The organism is Sphingobium amiense (assembly GCF_003967075.1).
GTDB lineage: Bacteria > Pseudomonadota > Alphaproteobacteria > Sphingomonadales > Sphingomonadaceae > Sphingobium > Sphingobium amiense.
This window is the reverse complement of sequence record NZ_AP018664.1, coordinates 2,938,252-2,955,871: the sequence shown is the minus strand read 5'-3', so window position 1 is coordinate 2,955,871 and position 17,620 is coordinate 2,938,252. Positions and strand designations below refer to the sequence as shown.

Annotated in this window: 22 protein-coding genes and 1 tRNA gene; 13 read left to right on the top strand and 10 right to left on the bottom strand. The window is 66.9% G+C overall.

Features of this window, described 5'->3' with window-relative positions; genetic code table 11:
• The first annotated feature begins 14 nt into the window (after positions 1–14).
• Positions 15–569 carry a type 1 glutamine amidotransferase domain-containing protein gene (locus SAMIE_RS14415; RefSeq protein WP_066700989.1) on the top strand — a complete coding sequence of 185 codons (555 nt, stop codon included), beginning with the start codon at positions 15–17 and terminating at the stop codon, positions 567–569.
• On the opposite strand, the gene SAMIE_RS14410 is transcribed toward SAMIE_RS14415, so the two are convergent.
• Genes SAMIE_RS14410 through SAMIE_RS23435 form a run of 3 tightly spaced genes read right to left on the bottom strand, consistent with a single transcriptional unit; the run spans position 529 to position 2,739 of the window.
• Positions 529–1,245, bottom strand: coding sequence for a hypothetical protein (locus tag SAMIE_RS14410; RefSeq protein ID WP_066700988.1), 717 nt, complete (start codon positions 1,243–1,245; stop codon positions 529–531). The genes SAMIE_RS14415 and SAMIE_RS14410 overlap by 41 nt on opposite strands.
• Complete coding sequence (locus tag SAMIE_RS14405; RefSeq protein WP_066700987.1) at positions 1,242–2,606, bottom strand: putative O-glycosylation ligase, exosortase A system-associated; 1,365 nt, start codon at positions 2,604–2,606, stop codon at positions 1,242–1,244. Before SAMIE_RS14405 ends, SAMIE_RS14410 begins: the two co-directional genes overlap by 4 nt.
• Complete coding sequence (locus SAMIE_RS23435; RefSeq protein WP_162849071.1) at positions 2,599–2,739, bottom strand: hypothetical protein; 141 nt, start codon at positions 2,737–2,739, stop codon at positions 2,599–2,601. Before SAMIE_RS23435 ends, SAMIE_RS14405 begins: the two co-directional genes overlap by 8 nt.
• Before the next feature lie 91 nt (positions 2,740–2,830).
• On the opposite strand from SAMIE_RS23435, the gene SAMIE_RS14400 reads away from it, so the two are divergent.
• Both SAMIE_RS14400 and SAMIE_RS14395 read left to right on the top strand, forming a co-directional pair.
• The gene (locus SAMIE_RS14400; protein WP_066700986.1) at positions 2,831–4,057 is read left to right on the top strand and encodes a TIGR04063 family PEP-CTERM/XrtA system glycosyltransferase; all 1,227 of its coding nucleotides are present in this window, start codon (positions 2,831–2,833) and stop codon (positions 4,055–4,057) included.
• 9 nt (positions 4,058–4,066) lie between these two features.
• The gene (locus SAMIE_RS14395; RefSeq protein WP_232037260.1) at positions 4,067–4,939 is read left to right on the top strand and encodes a hypothetical protein; all 873 of its coding nucleotides are present in this window, start codon (positions 4,067–4,069) and stop codon (positions 4,937–4,939) included.
• A gap of 4 nt (positions 4,940–4,943) precedes the next feature.
• Here SAMIE_RS14395 and SAMIE_RS14390 read toward each other — a convergent pair whose 3' ends face one another.
• On the bottom strand, positions 4,944–5,315 hold the full coding sequence (locus tag SAMIE_RS14390) for a hypothetical protein (RefSeq protein WP_066700984.1): 372 nt from the start codon (positions 5,313–5,315) through the stop codon (positions 4,944–4,946).
• Positions 5,312–5,497 carry a hypothetical protein gene (locus SAMIE_RS14385; RefSeq protein ID WP_066700983.1) on the bottom strand — a complete coding sequence of 62 codons (186 nt, stop codon included), beginning with the start codon at positions 5,495–5,497 and terminating at the stop codon, positions 5,312–5,314. The genes SAMIE_RS14390 and SAMIE_RS14385 overlap by 4 nt, the downstream gene beginning before the upstream one ends.
• A 115-nt stretch (positions 5,498–5,612) precedes the next feature.
• Here SAMIE_RS14385 and SAMIE_RS14380 point away from each other — a divergent pair, with 115 nt between their 5' ends.
• Complete coding sequence (locus SAMIE_RS14380; RefSeq protein ID WP_066700982.1) at positions 5,613–6,284, top strand: S24 family peptidase; 672 nt, start codon at positions 5,613–5,615, stop codon at positions 6,282–6,284.
• 208 nt (positions 6,285–6,492) lie between these two features.
• Complete coding sequence (locus SAMIE_RS14375; protein WP_066700981.1) at positions 6,493–7,410, top strand: XdhC family protein; 918 nt, start codon at positions 6,493–6,495, stop codon at positions 7,408–7,410.
• Positions 7,411–7,582: 172 nt separating this feature from the next.
• Here the strand turns inward: SAMIE_RS14375 and SAMIE_RS14370 are convergent, their stop codons facing one another.
• Both SAMIE_RS14370 and SAMIE_RS14365 read right to left on the bottom strand, forming a co-directional pair.
• Positions 7,583–7,768, bottom strand: coding sequence for a YbdD/YjiX family protein (locus SAMIE_RS14370; protein WP_066700980.1), 186 nt, complete (start codon positions 7,766–7,768; stop codon positions 7,583–7,585).
• The gene (locus SAMIE_RS14365) at positions 7,765–9,816 is read right to left on the bottom strand and encodes a carbon starvation CstA family protein (protein ID WP_066701037.1); all 2,052 of its coding nucleotides are present in this window, start codon (positions 9,814–9,816) and stop codon (positions 7,765–7,767) included. Before SAMIE_RS14365 ends, SAMIE_RS14370 begins: the two co-directional genes overlap by 4 nt.
• 132 nt (positions 9,817–9,948) lie before the next feature.
• Between SAMIE_RS14365 and SAMIE_RS14360 the strand changes: the two genes are divergently transcribed.
• From SAMIE_RS14360 to SAMIE_RS14350, 3 genes are read left to right on the top strand one after another with little or no spacing between them, the layout of a single operon-like run.
• Positions 9,949–10,722, top strand: a complete 774-nt coding sequence (locus SAMIE_RS14360; RefSeq protein ID WP_066700979.1) for a nucleotidyltransferase — start codon at positions 9,949–9,951, stop codon at positions 10,720–10,722.
• Positions 10,706–11,461 (top strand): metallophosphoesterase family protein, encoded by a 756-nt coding sequence (locus tag SAMIE_RS14355; protein WP_066700978.1) that lies wholly within the window; start codon positions 10,706–10,708, stop codon positions 11,459–11,461. Before SAMIE_RS14360 ends, SAMIE_RS14355 begins: the two co-directional genes overlap by 17 nt.
• 49 nt (positions 11,462–11,510) lie before the next feature.
• A complete protein-coding gene (locus tag SAMIE_RS14350) occupies positions 11,511–12,062 on the top strand; it encodes a hypothetical protein (RefSeq protein ID WP_126516855.1) in 552 nt (183 codons plus the stop codon).
• Positions 12,063–12,481: 419 nt separating this feature from the next.
• Here SAMIE_RS14350 and SAMIE_RS14345 read toward each other — a convergent pair whose 3' ends face one another.
• On the bottom strand, positions 12,482–12,748 hold the full coding sequence (locus tag SAMIE_RS14345) for a 3TM-type holin (RefSeq protein WP_066700977.1): 267 nt from the start codon (positions 12,746–12,748) through the stop codon (positions 12,482–12,484).
• 4 nt (positions 12,749–12,752) lie between these two features.
• The gene (locus SAMIE_RS14340; protein WP_066700976.1) at positions 12,753–13,292 is read right to left on the bottom strand and encodes a glycoside hydrolase family 108 protein; all 540 of its coding nucleotides are present in this window, start codon (positions 13,290–13,292) and stop codon (positions 12,753–12,755) included.
• A gap of 145 nt (positions 13,293–13,437) precedes the next feature.
• On the opposite strand from SAMIE_RS14340, the gene SAMIE_RS14335 reads away from it, so the two are divergent.
• On the top strand, positions 13,438–13,740 hold the full coding sequence (locus tag SAMIE_RS14335; RefSeq protein ID WP_066700975.1) for a polyhydroxyalkanoic acid system family protein: 303 nt from the start codon (positions 13,438–13,440) through the stop codon (positions 13,738–13,740).
• Between the two features lie 62 nt (positions 13,741–13,802).
• On the opposite strand, the gene SAMIE_RS14330 is transcribed toward SAMIE_RS14335, so the two are convergent.
• A tRNA-Pro gene (locus SAMIE_RS14330) sits at positions 13,803–13,879 on the bottom strand.
• A 186-nt stretch (positions 13,880–14,065) separates the two neighbouring features.
• On the opposite strand from SAMIE_RS14330, the gene yajC reads away from it, so the two are divergent.
• The 4 genes from yajC to SAMIE_RS14310 all read left to right on the top strand — a co-directional run bounded on the left by yajC (position 14,066) and on the right by SAMIE_RS14310 (position 17,498).
• On the top strand, positions 14,066–14,401 hold the full coding sequence (yajC, locus tag SAMIE_RS14325; protein ID WP_066700974.1) for a preprotein translocase subunit YajC: 336 nt from the start codon (positions 14,066–14,068) through the stop codon (positions 14,399–14,401).
• Positions 14,402–14,412: 11 nt separating this feature from the next.
• Positions 14,413–16,011: a protein translocase subunit SecD gene (gene secD, locus SAMIE_RS14320; protein ID WP_066700973.1), complete on the top strand. Its 1,599-nt coding sequence runs from the start codon at positions 14,413–14,415 to the stop codon at positions 16,009–16,011.
• A gap of 111 nt (positions 16,012–16,122) precedes the next feature.
• Positions 16,123–17,109, top strand: a complete 987-nt coding sequence (secF, locus tag SAMIE_RS14315; protein WP_066700972.1) for a protein translocase subunit SecF — start codon at positions 16,123–16,125, stop codon at positions 17,107–17,109.
• 47 nt (positions 17,110–17,156) lie between these two features.
• The gene (locus SAMIE_RS14310; RefSeq protein ID WP_083952507.1) at positions 17,157–17,498 is read left to right on the top strand and encodes an MTH938/NDUFAF3 family protein; all 342 of its coding nucleotides are present in this window, start codon (positions 17,157–17,159) and stop codon (positions 17,496–17,498) included.
• The last annotated feature ends 122 nt before the right edge of the window (positions 17,499–17,620 follow it).

The following is a 17,620-nucleotide window of genomic DNA, read 5'->3' as shown; positions in this document are numbered from 1 at the left end:
GCCGGAGAAGTGCCATGCCATCCGTTGACCAAAGCCGTATCCTGATCGTCGCCACCGACGGTTTTGAGCAGTCCGAACTGTTCGATCCGCGCCAGAGCCTGATCGACGCAGGCGCGAAAGTGACGCTCGCCTCGCCCGCGACCGATCCCATTCAGGGCATGAAGCATGATGAGAAGGGCGACACGATCACCCCCGACATCACATTGGATCAGGTGAAGATCGAGGAATATGACGGGCTGCTGCTGCCCGGCGGTGTCGCCAATCCCGATACGCTGCGCACCAACGACAAGGCCGTCGAGATCGTGCGCAACTTTGCCGTATCGGGCAAGCCGGTCGCCGCGATCTGCCACGGGCCGTGGCTGCTGGTGGAGGCCGATGTGGTCGACGGGCGGACGGTTACGTCATGGCCCTCGGTCCGCACCGACCTTGCCAATGCGGGGGCGAGCGTCGTGGATCGCGAAGTGGTGGTCGACGGCAATCTCATCACCAGCCGCAAGCCGGACGATATTCCCGCCTTCGTCGACGCCTTCAAGGCTGCCGTAGCGGATGTTGCCACAGCGGACGCCTGAGGAAAGAGCCGCTGCCGCCGCCCGGCTGCCGCCAGGGCACGGGGCGGCGGCGCAGCACCGAAAGATGCGCCAGCGCGAGGAGCGCGCTGACGGTGGCGAGCGGCGTCATCCACGGCAGCAGCGCGGGTTCGAGCAGGGCTGCGATCCCCGCCAGCGTCAGGATGCAGAGCGCGGTGACAAAGGCGCGCGCCTCGCCATCGGGACCGCGCAGCCAGAAAAGGCAGGTAGCGACGCCGGTCAGGAACGCGGCCGCGAAAGCGACGGCTTCGACCGGCACGCTCGCGCTCAGCGCCATGAGCGGCAGCAGGAACAGGGCGATGCGCATGCGCGTCTGGCGCGCCAGTGCGTTGGCGCACAGCGGATAGAGCAGCGTTTCGCCCGCCAGCGCCGCCAGCAGGATCGCGGCGGCGCGACCCCCGTGGCCGCTCGCCAGCGCGCCGAGCGCGGCCGCCCCCCATGGCAGCAGGCGCCGGGGCGTCATGCGGATATGGCTGATCCACGATTCCGCGCCGCGCAGCGTGAAGCGCCGGTCGGCGAGGCGCAACTGGAAGCCGCCCAGCAGGAACAGCGCCATCGTCGCGTGCGGCAGGATCGCGGGCGCGAGCACGGGCGCGGCCAGCAGCAGGCCGAGCAGCAGCCCGTGCGCGAGGCTGACGAGGCGCAGCTCGCCGCTCATGCGGGCAGCCCCTGCCGGGCGACCAGCGCCGCCTGAAGATCGCGCCGCGCCGCGTCCTTCGCACGGCGGCTGACATAGGTGTCCAGCCCGATCTGGAGCGCGAGCATCATGAAGATGAAGGGCTGATAGGCGATGCCCACGAACAGCGATCCGATCATATAGACGACATGCCCCTGCTGGAGCGCGAGAGCGAAGGGCGCGATCCACGCGTCCTGCGGTCCGTCGCGGGTGCGGAAGCGGCGGCGGATCGCTTCGGTGCGGATGAAACAGATGCCGTGCAGCAGCGCCCAGAGGGCGAAACCGAAATAGCCCTGTTCGCCCAGCATCTCGAAATAGGCGCTGTGATAGGCGCGGCCCTTGTCGGTGACGAGGCGGCTTTCGACGCGCGTGCCCGCGCCGTCGCTCACCGTTTCGCGGGTGTGGTAGGTGAAGCTGTTGGCGAGATAATTGTCGAACCCGCCGCCGCCGGGGTGCTGCTTCACATAGTCGAGCGTCCACATCCACACAGCGACGCGGGTGGAGGCGCTTTCGTCGCCCTGATGATTCTCGATGGTCTTCATCCGGTCGGTGAAGCTCGCGGGCAGGAAGGGGATGGCGGCGAGGCCCGCGAAGGCGAGCAGCGGCGCGTAGACGAATTTCCGCTTTGACCGCATCAGCATCATGCCCGCAAGTATGACGAGGCAGACAAGGCCGGTGCGCGCTTCGGTGCCGATGGGCATCAGCATGCAGGCGAAGCACAGGCAGTAGGCAAAGAGCTTCACGCGCCAGTCGGGCGGGAAAACTGTGCCATGATGCGTGAACCAGAGGATGAGCGGGATCAGCGAGATGGCGACGCAGGAGATGATGGAGCCTTCGTAAAGGCCGCTGTTATTCTCTACCATCAGGTTGAGCACGCCGTAGCCGCCGCCCGACAGCGCCGTCTTCATGCCGCCGTTGATGATGATCGTGCTCGCGCACAGGATCATGAAAAGCGCCAGCGCCTCGATCCGCAGCCTTGTGCGCAGGACGAGGGGAAGGAACACGCCCGCGACGATCGCCTTCCACACCCAGTTCCATTTCGTCATCGCCTCCAGCGGGAAGTCGGCGGTCATGGTGGTGTAGCCGCACCAGGCGAGCAGCAGCAGCATCAGCCCCTGCCGCGCGGAGAAGCGGCAGTCCTTCTTGTCGTCCACCGCCAGCCACGCCCCCACCATCAGCGCGAAGGCGATGGCGGAGATGGGAATGGCGTTGAGCAGGAAATAGGACAGCCGCTGGGGCGAGACGATGTCGATATAGGCGTAGAGCGCGACCAGCAGGAACGGGCGCCTGAGGCCCATGACGCCGAACAGCCCCAGAAAGGCGAGGAAGAAGAGGTCACGCATCGGCCGGAGCCTCCGCGCCCATGTCCGATTCGTCCGGCGCGGGATCGCGGTCCAGATCGGCGCGCGGCAGCAGCCGCCACGCCGCCAGCAGAATCGCGCCATGGCTTACCAGCAGGGACAGCGCGTCGATCATGGGAGAAGGATGGTTCCGGTCAGCACGGCCCTTTCCCTAGCGCGACAGAGTTTATGGGCCGTTAAACCTTTTCGGGCAGACCGTGCGGGCTATGACTCGCATTCTTCATGTGCTGGACCACAGCCTGCCGCTGCACAGCGGCTACACCTTCCGGACACGGGCGATCCTGCGCGCGCAGGTGGCGCGGGGCTGGGAGGTGCGCGGCATCACCGGGCACCGCCACACCGCGCAGGGACCGCTGGTGGAGGAGGTCGACGGTCTCATCTTCCACCGCACGCCCGGCATCGCGGCGGAGGGCAATCCGCTGATTCGCGAATGGCGCGACATCGCCGCCCATGCCGACGCCATCGACGCGCTGGTGCGGCAATGGCGGCCGGACATCATCCACGCCCATTCCCCCGTGCTGAACGCCATGGCGGCGCAGAAAGTGGCGAAGCGTCACGGCCTGCCCCTGATCTACGAGATTCGCGCCTTCTGGGAGGATGCGGCGGTCGGCAACGGCACCGGCGTCGAGGGCAGCCCGCGTTACTGGCTGACGCGTCAGCTCGAAACCCATGCGGTGCGGCAGGCGGATGCGGTGGCGGTGATCTGCGAAGGGCTGCGCGGCGACCTGATCGCACGTGGCGTCGATCCCGCCCGGATCGTCGTGTCGCCCAACGGCGTCGATATGGACCAGTTCGGCACGCCGGTGCCGCGCGACCCGGCGCTGACGGCGAAGCTGGGGCTGGAAGATGCCGATGTCGTCGGCTTCATCGGCAGCTTCTATGATTATGAAGGGCTGGATGACCTGATCGCCGCCATGCCGCGACTCGTGCGCGCCCGGCCGAAGGCGAAGCTGCTGCTGGTGGGCGGCGGCCCGCGCGAGGATGCGCTGCGCGATCAGGCGACGGCATCGCCCTTCGCCGACCGCATCCGCTTCGTCGGGCGCGTGCCGCATGACGAGGTCGAACATTATTATGCGCAGGTCGACGTGCTTGCCTATCCGAGGAAAGCGATGCGCCTCACCGATCTGGTGACGCCATTGAAGCCGCTGGAGGCGATGGCGCAGGGGCGGCTGGTTGCGGCGTCGGGCGTTGGCGGCCATCGCGAACTGATCGAGGATGGCGTCACCGGCACGCTGTTCGCTCCGGACGATCCGGCGGCGATCGCGCAGGCTCTCGCGGGTCTGTTCGCGCAGCGGGCGCAGTGGGACGAGCGCCGCGCCGCCGCCCGCGCCTTCGTCGAGGCTGAGCGTAACTGGGCCGCCAACATCCTGCGCTACGAACCCGTTTACGAGCGGCTGCTCGCCCGCCCCGCCGACGCGCGGGCGGCGGCCTGAGCGGCGGACATGATGCGACATTCCCGCAGGGCAGGCACGATGGCGGCGCTGGGCGCGCTGGCGGCAGCGCTGGCGGTGCTGTTCATGCCGGTCGGCCTCATCGAAACGGTCGTCGCGTCGAGCGGCATCAGCGAGGCGGTGCCCGCCGCCGCACCGCCGCTGGGACAGACGGCACGGCTGCTGCTGGCGGGCTTTGCCGGGCTGATGGCGGCGGGGATCACGGGATTGACGGCGCGCACGCAGGACGGTGGGCGCGAGGATAGTGAAGAGCAGGTGCGCGAGCCACGCGCCCGAGGAGCAAAGACAATGGGTTTCGCCTTTTCCAAGCTGACCGCGCTGGCACGGGGCCGCGCTGCCCCTGTCGAGGATGCGCCGGTGCCTGCGCTGCGCCGCGCCGACGCGCATCCCGACGCGCCGGCGCGCGCGCCGATCTTCGCCAGCAAGGATTTCGACGGCCTGGATATTTTCGACCGCGCCCCGCCCGCTGACGAGGCCGCGGCCCCCGCCGAACCGACCTTCCTGCGCGCCGCTCCCCCCGCGTTGGAGCCGGACGTGGAAGAGGCGGAGCCGCTGTGGGACGAGCCTTTGTCCTTCGCCGCTCCCGCCGACCGCCGGCCCGCCGACCGCCTGGAAGAGCCGCTCGCGCCGCTGCCGCTCCGCGCGCCGACGCAGGGTCTGTCGATCACCGAACTGACCGAGCGGCTGGAACGCGGCCTGTCGCAGCGCACCCGCGCCACCGTGCCGCCCGTCGCATGCAGCGGCGTCATCGCCGACATGCCGGTCGCGCAGCCCGTGCCGGTGCGCGACCATGTCGCCCGCGATACCGACGCCGCACTGCGCGAGGCGCTGGGCACGCTGCGGTCGATGGCGGGCCGCCGATAGGGCGTTACCAGTCGGCGATGGTCAGGGCGGAAATTTCGACCCACGGACCATATTGATCCTGTCCGCTGGCATCGACCTGGATGTCGGCGACGAAATGGCCGGGGAGAGCGAACTCGGCCGATTCGATCCCCTCATGATAGGCCGCGGCGCGCTCGGCGGCGTTCGGCCCGTGCAGGCGCAGGCGGACGATGTGGCGGCGCCCTTCGAACAGGGCGCTGGCCCAGGGACGGCTGGTCGCCCGCTCGATCTCCGTGGTGCGCCCCCCGCGCACGATCAGATGCGCCAGCAGGCGGGACAGCGGATCGGACCCTCTTGGCCCGATCGCTTTGTTTCGGACCAGATTGGCGGAACCCGATTGCGGAACAACTCTTGTCATTGGCCATGGCTCCTGCGATAAGTGTTCATGAAATGTTCTATCCTTCGCGACACCCGTGCGCCCGGTTCGCGCCCCAGCCGCAGGTCGAAGACCAGTCGCGGATCGCGCACGCAATCCCGCCCGAACCGCGTCGGCGGAATGTGGAATTCCCGCAGAAACTTCTCGATTTTCATCAGCAACATCAAATTCTTCTCCCCCGTGAACCGCGACTCGTGCCCCGCGATTCGATAGGCAGATTCCTATCTCTAACCCAATTTCCTACTTGTCTAGGAAAATTCCTATCATTATGGACCTGATATGGATGAATCTCAGCACGCCCGCATCGCTCTCGACCGGCTGATCGCCGAACGGGGGGAGAATTATGCCGATCTGTCGCGGCTGATCGGGCGCAATCCCGCCTATATCCAGCAGTTCATCAAGCGCGGCACGCCCCGCAAGCTGGACGAGGACGACCGGCGCGTTCTGGCGCGCTATTTCGGCGTGGCGGAAGAAATGCTGGGGGCGGCCGCGCCCGATCCGGCGCGCCTCGCCACGCGCGGGCGCAGGCTGCCCGCGGTCGTCGCCGTGCCCCGGCTGGCGCTGGGCGCATCGGCGGGCGTGGGATCGCTCGACGACGATGAGCGGGCGGCGGGCGCGCTGGCGTTCGACGCGGGCTGGCTGCGCCACATGGGGGTGCGACCGCAGCGCGTGTCGATCATCCGCGTCGACGGCGAATCGATGGCGCCCACGCTCAACGATGGCGACGACATCATGGTCGACCATGACGATGCCGCCGACCGGCTGCGCGACGGCATCTATGTGCTGCGGCTCGACGGCGTGCTGATGGTGAAGCGCGTGGCGATGGGGCCGCTGCGCGGACGCTTCAGCGTCCTGAGCGACAACGCCCATTATCCCGACTGGGCCGACATCGACCCCGAACTGGTCGACATTGTCGGGCGCGTCGTGTGGACCGGGCGGCGGTTGCACTAGTGTGGTGGATTTGAAATACGCTACATAGTGCGGCAAGGCGGTGAGCGTATTTCAAATCCATAAACCACAATAGAATCATGTAGTTACCAGTGACCCTGATGAATCTGAAGTTCGCTCAGCCTCACCGGATAATGTGACGAACTTCAGATTCGGGTCACTAGGACGCTGCGATGCGCATCTGTGTCGCCGCACGAGGAGATACGCACGCATGAACGACAATGGCGCGGTGATCGCGAAGGCGCTCGAATGGCGCGGCGCGCCGATGGCGCTGGCGACGGTGGTGTCGACCTGGGGATCGGCCCCGCGCCCACGCGGCAGCCATATGATCGTCCATGCCGATGGCCGTTTCGAAGGCAGCATATCAGGCGGCTGCGTCGAAAGCGACGTGCTGCAACGCGCCGCCGAGGTGATCGCCGGGCGGGACGCGCATCTTCAGACCTACGGCGTCGCCGACGGCGATGCGTGGGAGGTGGGGCTGCCCTGCGGCGGCGAGATCGCGGTGCTGGTGCAGCCGGTGAGCGGCAAGGGCTTCCCGCCCGCCCTGTTCGAACGCATCATGGAGGAAAGCGGGCAGGGCCGCGCGCTGACGCTCTGCACCGATCTTGCCACCGGGATCACGCGCGAGGGAAGGGCGGAGGGCGAGTTCCTCAACCGTTACGATCCGCCCCGGCGGCTGCTGATCGTGGGGGCGGTGCAGATCGCGCAGAGTCTGGTGCCACTGGCGCAGGCGATCGGGGTGACGCCGGTGGTGATCGACCCGCGCGGGCGTTTCCTGACGCCCGAGCGCTTTCCCGGCGTCGAGCTGGACGACCGCTGGCCCGACGAGGCGGTGGCGGCGCGCGCGCCCGGCGAGGCGACGGCGGTGGTGACGCTGAGCCATGACATCAAGATCGACGATCCCGCGCTCGCGGCGGCGCTGCGTGCGCCGACCGGCTATATCGCGGCGCTGGGATCGCGCCGCAGCCATGCCGCCCGGCTGGAGCGGCTCGGCGCGGCGGGCTTCGGGGCGGAGGATCTGGCGCGGATCGACGGGCCTGCAGGGCTGGACATCCGGGCGGTCGGCGCGGCGGAGATCGCGCTGTCCATCGCCGCCGGGATGATCGCGGGCTTCAATGCGGTGTGCTGAGGGGAAAGTTTGCCCTCCGCCGCAAGGGTGGCGGAGGGCATATCCTCAAGGCTGTCGGGCACCAAGGACATGGCGCGGATATCAGAGAGTCTGCAAACGGCAATACCCAAAATGCGGTATAACCCAATTATTCATTCGTAAAATTTCCCGGTTTTGTAATTTTATTGCAATTTCAGCAGCATCGCCCGCCGCCTTTTCCGCCATATTTCGCCTCTTGTCGGTCCCGGAAAAAGGCGGTGCGGTCCATCGGCTGCCGGTCGGGGTGATGCGCCGCCATATGCGCGACATAGGCGTCATAATCGGGCAGCCCCACCATGAGTCGCGCGCTCGCCCGCAGGCGGTGGAAAAGGCCGCTCATGCCGCCGCACCCGCTGCCTGCGCGCCGATCTCCCGCACGCTCGGCGCGTCCGCACGCCGCGCGGCGAGGCAGGCGCGGATCGTGAAGCCGAGCAGCGAGAGCACAACGAGGAGGAAGATCGCCACCAGCGCGGCGTCGACCCGGTCGTTGAAGACGATGGCGTTCATTTCCGCCGCCGACCTGGCGGGCGCCAGCAATTCTCCCCGCTCCGCCGCCGCGCCGAATTTGCGCGCATGGGCGAGGAAACCGACCTTGGGATCGGCGGAGAAGAGCTTGAGCCAGCCCGCCGACAGTGTGCACACAAGCAGCCAGCCCGCCGGCACCATCGTCACGAACGCATAACGCTCTCGCTTCATGCGGAAAAGGACGGCGGTGCCGAGCATCAGCGCGATGGCCGCGAGCATCTGGTTGGAGATGCCGAACACCGGCCAGAGCGTGTTCACGCCGCCCAGTGGATCGGTGACGCCCTGATAGAGGAAGAAGCCCCATGCCGCGACGGTTAGGCCCGTGGCGACGAAGCCGGGCCACTGCCGCGCGCTGTCCTTGAAGGAGGGCACGGCGAGCGCGATCAGATCCTGCAGCATGAAACGCCCCGCGCGCGTGCCCGCGTCCACGGCCGTCAGGATGAAGAGCGCTTCGAACAGGATCGCGAAATGATACCAGAAGGCCTTCATGCCCACGCCGCCGACCACATGGCTGAAAATTTCCGCCATCGCCACGGCCAGAGTCGGCGCGCCGCCCACGCGCGAAATGATGCTGTGTTCGCCCACATCTTTCGCCGTCTGCGCGATCAGGTCGGGGGTGATGGGAAAGCCCATGGCGGTGACGGCGGCGGATGCGCTCGCGGCGTCGGTGCCGATCAGCGCGGCGGGGCTGTTCATCGTGAAATAGATGCCGGGGTCGAGGATCGACGCGCCGACCAGCGCCATGATCGCCACGAACGCCTCCATCAGCATCGCGCCATAGCCGATCATCGGCGCGTCGCCCTCGCTCGCGATCAGCTTGGGCGTGGTGCCGCTGGCGATGAGCGCATGGAAGCCTGACACCGCCCCGCAGGCGATGGTGATGAACAGGAAGGGGAAGAGGCCGCCCGCCCACACCGGCCCGTCGCCGCCGACGAACTGGGTGACCGCGTGCATCTTCAGCGGCGGGGCCATGATGACGATGCCGATGGCGAGCGCCGCGATCGCCCCGATCTTGAGGAAGGTCGACAGATAGTCGCGCGGCGCGAGCAGCAGCCAGACCGGCAGGACGGAGGCGACCGCGCCATAGCCGATCAATATCCAGCAGAGCTGCACCGGCGTGAAGGTGAAGGCCGGTCCCCAGACGGGCGACGCTGCGACCGCCTGCCCGTAGACGATGGCGGCGATCAGGCCGATCAGGCCCAGCAGCGACACTTCGCCGATCCGCCCCGGCCTGATCCAGCGGGTATATGCGCCCATCAGCATGGCGAGCGGCACGGTCGCGGCGACCGTGAACATGCCCCACGGGCTTTCGGCCAGCGCCTTCACCACGATCAGCGCCAGCACCGCGAGGATGATGACCATGATCATGAAGGCGCCGAACAGCGCGATGGTGCCCGCCGCCTGCCCCATTTCCATGCGGATCAGTTCGCCCAGCGACTTCCCGTCGCGCCGCATCGAGATGAAGAGGACCATGAAATCCTGCACCGCGCCCGCCAGCACCACGCCCGCGATGATCCACAGCGTGCCGGGGAGGTAGCCCATCTGCGCGGCGAGCACCGGACCCACCAGCGGCCCCGCCCCCGCGATGGCGGCGAAATGATGGCCGAACAGCACGGTGCGGTCGGTCGCGACATAATCGAGACCGTCCGCGCGCCGGATCGCGGGCGTGGGCCGCGCGGGATCGAGCCGCATGACATGGCGTGCGATGAACAGCGCATAATAGCGATAGGCGACGAGGAAACAGCTCACCGCCGCGACCACGATCCAGAGCGCGTTGACATTTTCCCCACGCGAGACGGCAACGACGCACAGCGCCACCGCGCCCAGGATGGCGGTCAATATCCATGGGATGTGCCGGGTCACGCAGGCCTCGCTGGAACGGGATCGGAAAGCCCGCACCCTAGGCATCCTGTCCCGGAAGGCAAGCTGCCCGCCGCATCGGAACGGAAGCGGCGGCTCGCTGGTTCCCTTTCTCCCCGCCCGATCAGGATGGCCATGACCCGCGACCCCCATGCCTTCGACCCGCCGCCCGAGGCACGGCAATTCTACACCGACAGCCTGCGGGAACTGGTGAGTTCCGGCATCCCCTTCATGCTGTCGGGCACCTATGCGCTGGGCTGCTACACCGGGATCGTGCGGCCGACCAAGGATCTGGACGTATTCTGCAAGGCGGGCGACGCGCCCCGCATCCTCGCCCATTTCCGGCAGCTTGGCCATGAAGTCGAGTTCGAGGACGAACGCTGGATCGGCAAGGTGTGGCAGGGGGACAATTTCTTCGACGTCATCTACAATATCTCGTCGGCCAGCCTGCCCGTGACGGAGGAATGGTTCCGCAGCGCCGCCCATGCCGAAGTCTATGGCGTCACCGTGCGCATCACCCCGCCGACCGAATTCATCCTCTCCAAAATCTATATTCAGGACCGCTACCGCTACGACGGCGCGGACGTGGCGCACATGATCCTGAAACAGCATGAGGCGATCGACTGGCAGAAGCTGCTCGACGCGGTGGAGCTGCACTGGGAAGTGCTGCTCATCCACCTTCTCAACTTCCGCTTCATCTATCCGACCGAACGGCACTGCATTCCGCTCTGGCTGTTCGAGGAACTGCTGGGCCGGTTGCAGACGCGCGCCGAACTGCCGGTGCCCAACATCCGCGTGTGCCGGGGGCGGCTGCTGTCCCCGCGCGATTATCTCGTCGACATCACCGACTGGGGCTTCGCCGATGTTGTCGGCAAGGGACTGGAGGAAAGCCATGAGCGCAACAAGTGACGCCGAAGCGAGGTTTGGCCCGCCGGGCAGCCTGACCGTCGCCGCGATCGGCGACCTGCACGTGACCGAAGCGTCGGAGCATAAATATCGCGACCTTTTCGCCGAAATTTCGCAGAAGGCGGACGTGCTGGCGCTGTGCGGCGACCTCACCAATTTCGGCAAGACGCGCGAGGCGGAGATCCTGGCTGAAGACCTGCGCGCCTGCACCATTCCCACCGTCGCGGTGCTGGGCAATCACGATCATGAATGCGGCCAGCCGCAGGAAGTCGCGCGCATCCTGCACGGCGCGGGCGTCACCGTGCTGGACGAGCAGGCGGTCGAGATCGGGGGCGTGGGCTTTGCCGGGGTGAAGGGCTTTGTCGGTGGCTTCGGGCGCGGTGAGCTGGGTGCGTTCGGCGAAGCGGCGATCAAGGGCTTCGTCGAGGAATCCATCAACGAAGCGCGCAAGCTCGAAAACGCGCTCCGCTCGCTGCGGACGGAGCGGGTCGTGGCGGTGCTGCATTATGCGCCGGTCGCCGAAACCGTGGCGGGCGAACCGGCGGAAATCTTTCCCTTTCTCGGGTCGTCGCGCCTCGCCGACGCGATCGACCGTTTTGACAATGTGCGTTTCGCGGTCCATGGCCATGCCCATCGCGGCACTTTCGAAGGGAAGACGCCGCGCGGCGTGCCAGTCTATAACTGCGCGCAATTTGTGGTGTCGGAACAGTTCGGCCGGCCCTATGCGCTGATCGCGGTGTAGGCGCCGCTCCGATCGGCGCTGCGGCGGCCGCAAGGGAGGCAGGCGGACGATGGCGGATCGGGCAGGCAGGGGGAGCAGGACGCGGCGGCTGGCGCTGATGGCGATGCTGGCGCCGCTCGCTTCCTGCGTCGCGCCGGGCACGAATCGCCCAACGCCGCAGCCTGTCGCGCAGGCCGCCCCGCAACCGTCCAGCCCTGCGCCCGCTCCGGTGCAGCCGGTCGCTCCGGTCGAATGGCAGGACCGCCCGGTTCTGCCCGGCCAGTGGACCTATGCGGCTGACGCGGGCGGGTCCGTGGCGGCATTCGGCGCTGACGGGCGGCTCACGCTGCGATGCGACCGGGCGGCGGGGCGCGTGGCGCTGGGCGGGCCGGGCGCGGCGGCATCGGTGACGGTGCGGACCAGCTACGGCGCGGCGTCCTGGCCTGCCACGGCGGGAAGCACCCCCGGCACATGGATCGCGGCGCGGGCGGCGTCCGATCCGGTGCTCGACCAGATCGCTTACAGCCGGGGCAAGATCGCGGTCGAAGTGCCGGGTCAGCCCGCGCTCATCCTGCCGGCCTGGGCGGAACTGGGCCGCGTTGTCGAGGATTGCCGGGGATAGCGTGACGCGGCGCGAAACGCGGACGCGCAAGTATGATTCCAAAAAAGAAAATTACAAGGCTTGATCGCGCGGCGCGTCTGATTCACAGTCATCCCGTGGCCGAACAAAGGCTTGAAGCTGGCGACGGCCATACGGGCTTCAACATAGCGAAAGGAGGTGATCCGATGTCTCATGGTTCAGCAATGGGATCGGTCAAGTCCATTCGGGGAATGCGCCGCTGAGCGACGCCGCTGCGTCGGTCCTCTCCATCACGATTGAGCGATTTGCGCGCCACCATACAGGCCGTCGCTCGTCGTAGGACGGGATAGCGCGACTATCATTCTCCTTGGGCGGCACTTCCGGCCGCTGACCATGTCAATGATGGGCCGTCGGGGCGGGCTTCATGGCGCGCGTCCGGCGGCCCCTCTCATTTTTTTCGCCTATCGCTCCGCGCCCTTCGCCTTGTCCCACGCGCGCGCGGCGGTATAGCCCAGATAGCCGGTGCCGAAGAGCGCATAGAGCGGTTCGGGCAGCGCGTTCAGATAGGCGCGCATTCCCGCCGTCATCGCCGCCGCCAGTTCCGGGCGCACGCCCGCGATCAGGCCCATCGGGATCGACCAGAGCAGCAGCGCATAGATGAGGTAGAGGAAAGCCGGACGCGCGCGGGCGGCGAACCTGTCGGGCGGCGGATCGTTCTGTGGGCGCATGATTCTAACCGATCCGGTTCGCAAGCCAGCCATAGAGGAAGGCTTCGTTGGCGGGCCGCTGTTCGGCGAGATGGATGTAGCGTTCCCCCTGCAGGGACTCCAGCGCCTTCAGCAGCACACTGTCCCCCGCAGGCCCGCGCAGCAGGCGAAACGCCCGGAACGCGCCGAGCGTGCGCGCCCCCATCGCCCGGTCGACCTTGAGGTCGGGATAATCCTGCTGGTTGCGGTTGAGCGCGTTCAGCGCCCGCTGGAAAAAGCCGATGGCGGTGCCCGCGCCCATATTCACGGCGGTGTCGAACAGTTCGGCCGCCACAGGCCAGCTTCCCTCCGCGACGAAAGCGAAGCCCGGCTGATCCCAGTAAAGCCGCCGGTAAATGCCCGCCGCGATCTTGCGCGGCAGCGTCCGCATGTCGCCGAAATAGCCATTGTCGCGCGCCACATCCAGCGTGACGCCCATGTTCGTCGGCCCGCCGCGGTCGGCGGGATGGTGCACATAGCCGCCTTCGCGGGCGATGACGTCGTCGATCAGGTCGTCAATGGTCATGGAAAGCCTTTCGCATGGGAGAGGCCGGATATTTATCCCATATGGTTTGTTGTAGGACAGCATTTAATCTCGCCCCCCCATGCTTCCCTGCCGCCCGCTCCGGCGTTAGAGGCAGGACGAACAGGACAGGAAAGGCCCGAAGCGCATGGACATCGACATCCCCCACTCGCTGGGCCGCGACGAAGCGAAGCGCCGGGTCGAGGCGGGCCTGCCCAAGCTGGAGCAGCATATTCCGGGCGGCGGCACGGTCACGGCGCACTGGCCCGAACCCTATCGCCTCGACATGCGGATCGACGTGATGGGCCAGTCGATCCCGACGCAGTTGCTGATCGAGGAGGCGAACATCCGCGCCACCGTATCGGTGCCGATGATGCTCAAGATGATGTCCGGCCCGATCTCCGACTTCATCCGAGGCAGCGCGCAGAAGATGCTGACGAAACCTGTGTGACGCTGCGCCCCCAGAAACGAAAACGCCGTCCCCTGCATGTCGCAAGAAACGGCGGTTTTCCTTGGTCGGGACGAGAGGATTCGAACCTCCGACCCCCACACCCCCAGTGTGATGCGCTACCAGGCTGCGCTACGTCCCGACCGGAGGGCGCGCTTTAGAGGGGCGCGGGGGAAGTTGCAAGGGCTGTTGTGCGGGGGTCGGCGGCCTGATTGCACCACCCTAATCATATTGCTTCGCCGCCCCCATTTGTGTTAGCCGCCCCCGCTTGATCCGTGGGCCGCATGGCGGCGCGCGGTCCTTAAAAAAACAAGGCGAAAGTCCACTCATGTTCATTACCCCAGCCTTTGCCCAGACCGCCGGCGGGCAAGCCTCCGGCGCTGGAATCCTGGTGCAGATGGCGCCGCTGGTCCTGATCTTCGTCGTCTTCTACTTCCTGCTCATCCGTCCGCAGCAGACGAAGATGAAGCAGCACAAGGCCAAGATCGACGCGGTGAAGAAGGGCGATCAGGTCGTGACCGGCGGTGGTCTCGTCGGCAAGGTGGTGCGCGTGGACGACATCTACGCCGACATCGAACTCGCGCCGGGGATGAAGGTGAAGGCGGTCAAGTCGACCCTCGCCGACGTGATCGACCCCACCACCGCCAAGCCCGCGAACGACTGAGCGCCCCTGCGATGCTGAACTTCTCGCGCTGGGCGGTCTTCGCGATCCTCCTGCCTCTGGCGATCGGCGCTCTGTGCGCGATCCCGACCTTCCTGCCCGAATCGACCGTCGCGCAGCTTCCGCGCTTCATGCAGACGCGCGTCAATCTCGGCCTCGACCTTGCGGGCGGCAGCCACCTGCTGCTGGAAGCGTCGACGCAGGACGTGGCGAAGCAGCGGCTCACCAACATGGAGGAGCAGGTCCGCACCGAACTGCGCCGGGGCGACCCGAAGATCGCCATCGGCGACATTTCGAGCCGCGACGGCAAGCTCAGCTTCATGGTGCGCGACCCGAGTCAGGTCGACGCCGCCGTTGAGCGCATCCGCCCGCTGACGCAGGGCGCGGGCCTCACCGGGCAGCGCGATTTCAATGTCGAGGTGGTGAACAGCAGCAGCATCGTCATCACGCCGACCGACGCGGGCATCGGCAATGCGGTCAAGAGCGCGATGGAAGTCGCGACCGAAGTCATCCGCAAGCGCATCGACGAAATGGGCACGCGCGAACCCACGATCCAGCAGCAGGGCAGCAACCGCATCGTCGTGCAGGTGCCGGGGCTGCAGGATCCCAAGGCGCTGAAAGACCTGCTGGGCCAGACCGCCAAGCTCGAATTCAAGCTGGTCGACACGACCGCCAACCCCGCCGAAGTGGCGCAGGGCCGTGCGCCGGTGGGCAGCGAAGTGCTGCCCTATCCCGGCAATCCGTCCGGCTCTCCCGTGATCGCTGTCAAGCGGCAGGTGATGGTGTCGGGCGAGGATCTGACCGACGCCACGCAGGGATACGACCAGAATAATCAGGCCATCGTCAACATCCGCTTCAACGGCTCTGGCGGGCGCAAGTTCGGTCAGGTGACGTCGCAGAATGTCAACCGCCCCTTCGCGATCATCCTCGACGGCAAGGTGCTCTCCGCCCCCAACATCAACGAACCGATCCTGGGCGGCAGCGCGCAGGTCAGCGGCAATTTCACCGTCGAAAGCGCGAACCAGCTCGCCATCGCGCTGCGTTCGGGCAAGCTGCCCGTCGCGCTGACCGTGGTGGAGGAACGCACGGTCGGGCCGGGCCTTGGCGCGGACTCGATCCGGGCGGGCCTCATCGCCTCGATCATCGCGGTGGTCGCGGTCGCCGTCTTCATGTTCGTGAGCTACGGGCGCTTCGGCATCTACGCCAACATCGCCGTCACCATCAACGTGCTGGTGATCCTTGGCGTCATGGGCATCCTCGGCGCGACGCTGACGCTGCCGGGCATCGCGGGCTTCGTGCTGACCATCGGCACGGCGGTCGACGCCAACGTCCTCATCTACGAACGCATCCGCGAGGAGCGGCGGCGCGGGCGCAACATCGTCGCGTCGATCGAACATGGCTATAAGGAAGCGAGCCGCACCATCTTCGAAGCGAACGTGACCCACGCCATTGCGGGCGGCATCATGCTCGCGCTCGGATCGGGGCCGGTCAAGGGCTTCGCCATCGTGCTGCTGATCGGCATCGCGACCAGCGTGTTCACCGCCGTCACCTTCACCCGCCTGCTCGTCGCCCGCTGGGTCCGCACCCATCGCCCGACCGAAATCAACATCTGATGCGCTCGGAGCCACTTCTTCCGTTCGCCCTGAGCCGCAGGCGAAGCGTGCCTCGCTCCGCTCGGCAAAGGGCTTCGACTTCGTTCAGCCCGAACGGGTTAAGGTAACGCCATGAAACTGCTCAAACTCGTCCCCGACAATACGAACATCGGCTTCGTCGCGATGCGCAAATGGGCGTTCGCGCTCACCGCGCTGCTGACCGTGCTGGCCGTGGGCGCGACGCTGCACAAGGGGCTGAACATGGGCGTCGACTTCGTCGGCGGCCTGATGATCGAGGCGAAGTTCCCGCAGACCGTGGAAACGGACAGGGTCCGCACGACCATCGCCCGGCTCAATGTCGGCGAAAGCTCGCTGCAACAGTTCGGCGATCCCAAGACGGTGCAGATCCGCCTGCCCCTGCCCGAACAGGGCGGCGCGGGCGCCTCCAACGCCGTGGTCGAAAAGACCCGCAAGGCGATGGAAGCCGAGTTCCCCGGCGTCACCTTCTCCCGCTACGACACCGTGTCGGGCAAGGTGTCGGGCGAACTGGTCCAGACCGGCGTGCTGGCGGTGATGCTCGCGGTGATCGGCATCGCGATCTTCTCCTGGTTCCGCTACGAATGGCAGTTCGGCATCTCGACCTTCGTCGCGATCATGCACGACGTGCTGATGACGCTCGGCTTCTTCGCCGTCACCCAGCTTGAATTTGATCTCAACATCGTCGCGGCAGTGCTCACCATCGTGGGCTATTCGATCAACGACAAGATGGTGATTGACGACCGCATCCGCGAAAATATGCGCAAATATCGCAAGATGGACAAGAAGGCGCTGATCGACCTGTCCGTCAACGAAACCCTGCCGCGCACGGTCATGACCTCGATGACCATCCTGCTGGCGCTGGGCGCGCTGCTGCTGTTCGGCGGCCATGTGCTGCGCGGCTTTACCGCCGCGATGATGCTGGGCGTCGTGGTCGGCACCTATTCGTCGATCTACGTCTCCTCCTCGCTGCTGATCTCGCTGGGCCTCACCCCGGCGGCGGCGGAGAAGAAGGCTGCGAAGAAGAGCTTCGTGGGCGATGCCGAGCGCGTGGGGCCGCGCGACGACGGGGCGAAGCCCTGAGCGATACGGGCATCAAGCTCCGCCGCGATGAGAGCGGGCAGGGGCCGATCGTCACCGGCTTTCAGGGGCGCGGCTTTCGCGTGCGCGACGATGTGTTTCCTGACGGCCTGCTGCTGTCGCCCGTGCGCGCGCTCGCGTGGGCGAATGCGCCCGCGGTGGATGCGCTGACGCCGGACGCGCTGGGCGACCTGCTCGACCTCGATCCCGCGCCCGAATTTCTGCTGCTGGGCACCGGTGCGGGCCTGCGCCAGCCGCCGCGCGCCTTCGTCCGGGCGCTGGAGGCGCGGAGCGTGGGCGTCGAAGCGATGGACAGCCGCGCCGCCGCCCGCGCATGGGGCGTCCTGCGCGCCGAGGAGCGGCAGATCGTGGCGGCGCTCCTCCCGCTCTGACCCGCCTGTCCTACCCCGCCCGCAAAGGGCAGGGTGCAGGGCATGATCCGGAGGCGGAATAGGAAAGCAAATGTCCTACCCGCGCAACTCTCTGTCAAAACTTGCGGGAAATATGCGAAGTT

Bases quoted from the DNA above. Each gene is read 5' to 3' on its own strand.
- SAMIE_RS14340 (WP_066700976.1), bottom strand. From the start codon at position 13,292: ATGACCATTGACGACCTGATCGACGACGTCATCGCCCGCGAAGGCGGC.
- SAMIE_RS14375 (WP_066700981.1), top strand. From the start codon at position 6,493: ATGAACGACAATGGCGCGGTGATCGCGAAGGCGCTCGAATGGCGCGGC.
- SAMIE_RS14350 (WP_126516855.1), top strand. From the start codon at position 11,511: ATGGCGGATCGGGCAGGCAGGGGGAGCAGGACGCGGCGGCTGGCGCTG.
- SAMIE_RS14400 (WP_066700986.1), top strand. From the start codon at position 2,831: ATGACTCGCATTCTTCATGTGCTGGACCACAGCCTGCCGCTGCACAGC.
- secF (WP_066700972.1), top strand. From the start codon at position 16,123: ATGAAACTGCTCAAACTCGTCCCCGACAATACGAACATCGGCTTCGTC.
- SAMIE_RS14335 (WP_066700975.1), top strand. From the start codon at position 13,438: ATGGACATCGACATCCCCCACTCGCTGGGCCGCGACGAAGCGAAGCGC.
- secD (WP_066700973.1), top strand. From the start codon at position 14,413: ATGCTGAACTTCTCGCGCTGGGCGGTCTTCGCGATCCTCCTGCCTCTG.
- SAMIE_RS14380 (WP_066700982.1), top strand. From the start codon at position 5,613: ATGGATGAATCTCAGCACGCCCGCATCGCTCTCGACCGGCTGATCGCC.
- SAMIE_RS14385 (WP_066700983.1), bottom strand. From the start codon at position 5,497: ATGTTGCTGATGAAAATCGAGAAGTTTCTGCGGGAATTCCACATTCCG.
- SAMIE_RS14390 (WP_066700984.1), bottom strand. From the start codon at position 5,315: ATGACAAGAGTTGTTCCGCAATCGGGTTCCGCCAATCTGGTCCGAAAC.
- SAMIE_RS14410 (WP_066700988.1), bottom strand. From the start codon at position 1,245: ATGAGCGGCGAGCTGCGCCTCGTCAGCCTCGCGCACGGGCTGCTGCTC.
- yajC (WP_066700974.1), top strand. From the start codon at position 14,066: ATGTTCATTACCCCAGCCTTTGCCCAGACCGCCGGCGGGCAAGCCTCC.
- SAMIE_RS14360 (WP_066700979.1), top strand. From the start codon at position 9,949: ATGACCCGCGACCCCCATGCCTTCGACCCGCCGCCCGAGGCACGGCAA.
- SAMIE_RS14345 (WP_066700977.1), bottom strand. From the start codon at position 12,748: ATGCGCCCACAGAACGATCCGCCGCCCGACAGGTTCGCCGCCCGCGCG.
- SAMIE_RS14395 (WP_232037260.1), top strand. From the start codon at position 4,067: ATGATGCGACATTCCCGCAGGGCAGGCACGATGGCGGCGCTGGGCGCG.
- SAMIE_RS14355 (WP_066700978.1), top strand. From the start codon at position 10,706: ATGAGCGCAACAAGTGACGCCGAAGCGAGGTTTGGCCCGCCGGGCAGC.
- SAMIE_RS14370 (WP_066700980.1), bottom strand. From the start codon at position 7,768: ATGAGCGGCCTTTTCCACCGCCTGCGGGCGAGCGCGCGACTCATGGTG.
- SAMIE_RS23435 (WP_162849071.1), bottom strand. From the start codon at position 2,739: ATGATCGACGCGCTGTCCCTGCTGGTAAGCCATGGCGCGATTCTGCTG.
- SAMIE_RS14405 (WP_066700987.1), bottom strand. From the start codon at position 2,606: ATGCGTGACCTCTTCTTCCTCGCCTTTCTGGGGCTGTTCGGCGTCATG.
- SAMIE_RS14415 (WP_066700989.1), top strand. From the start codon at position 15: ATGCCATCCGTTGACCAAAGCCGTATCCTGATCGTCGCCACCGACGGT.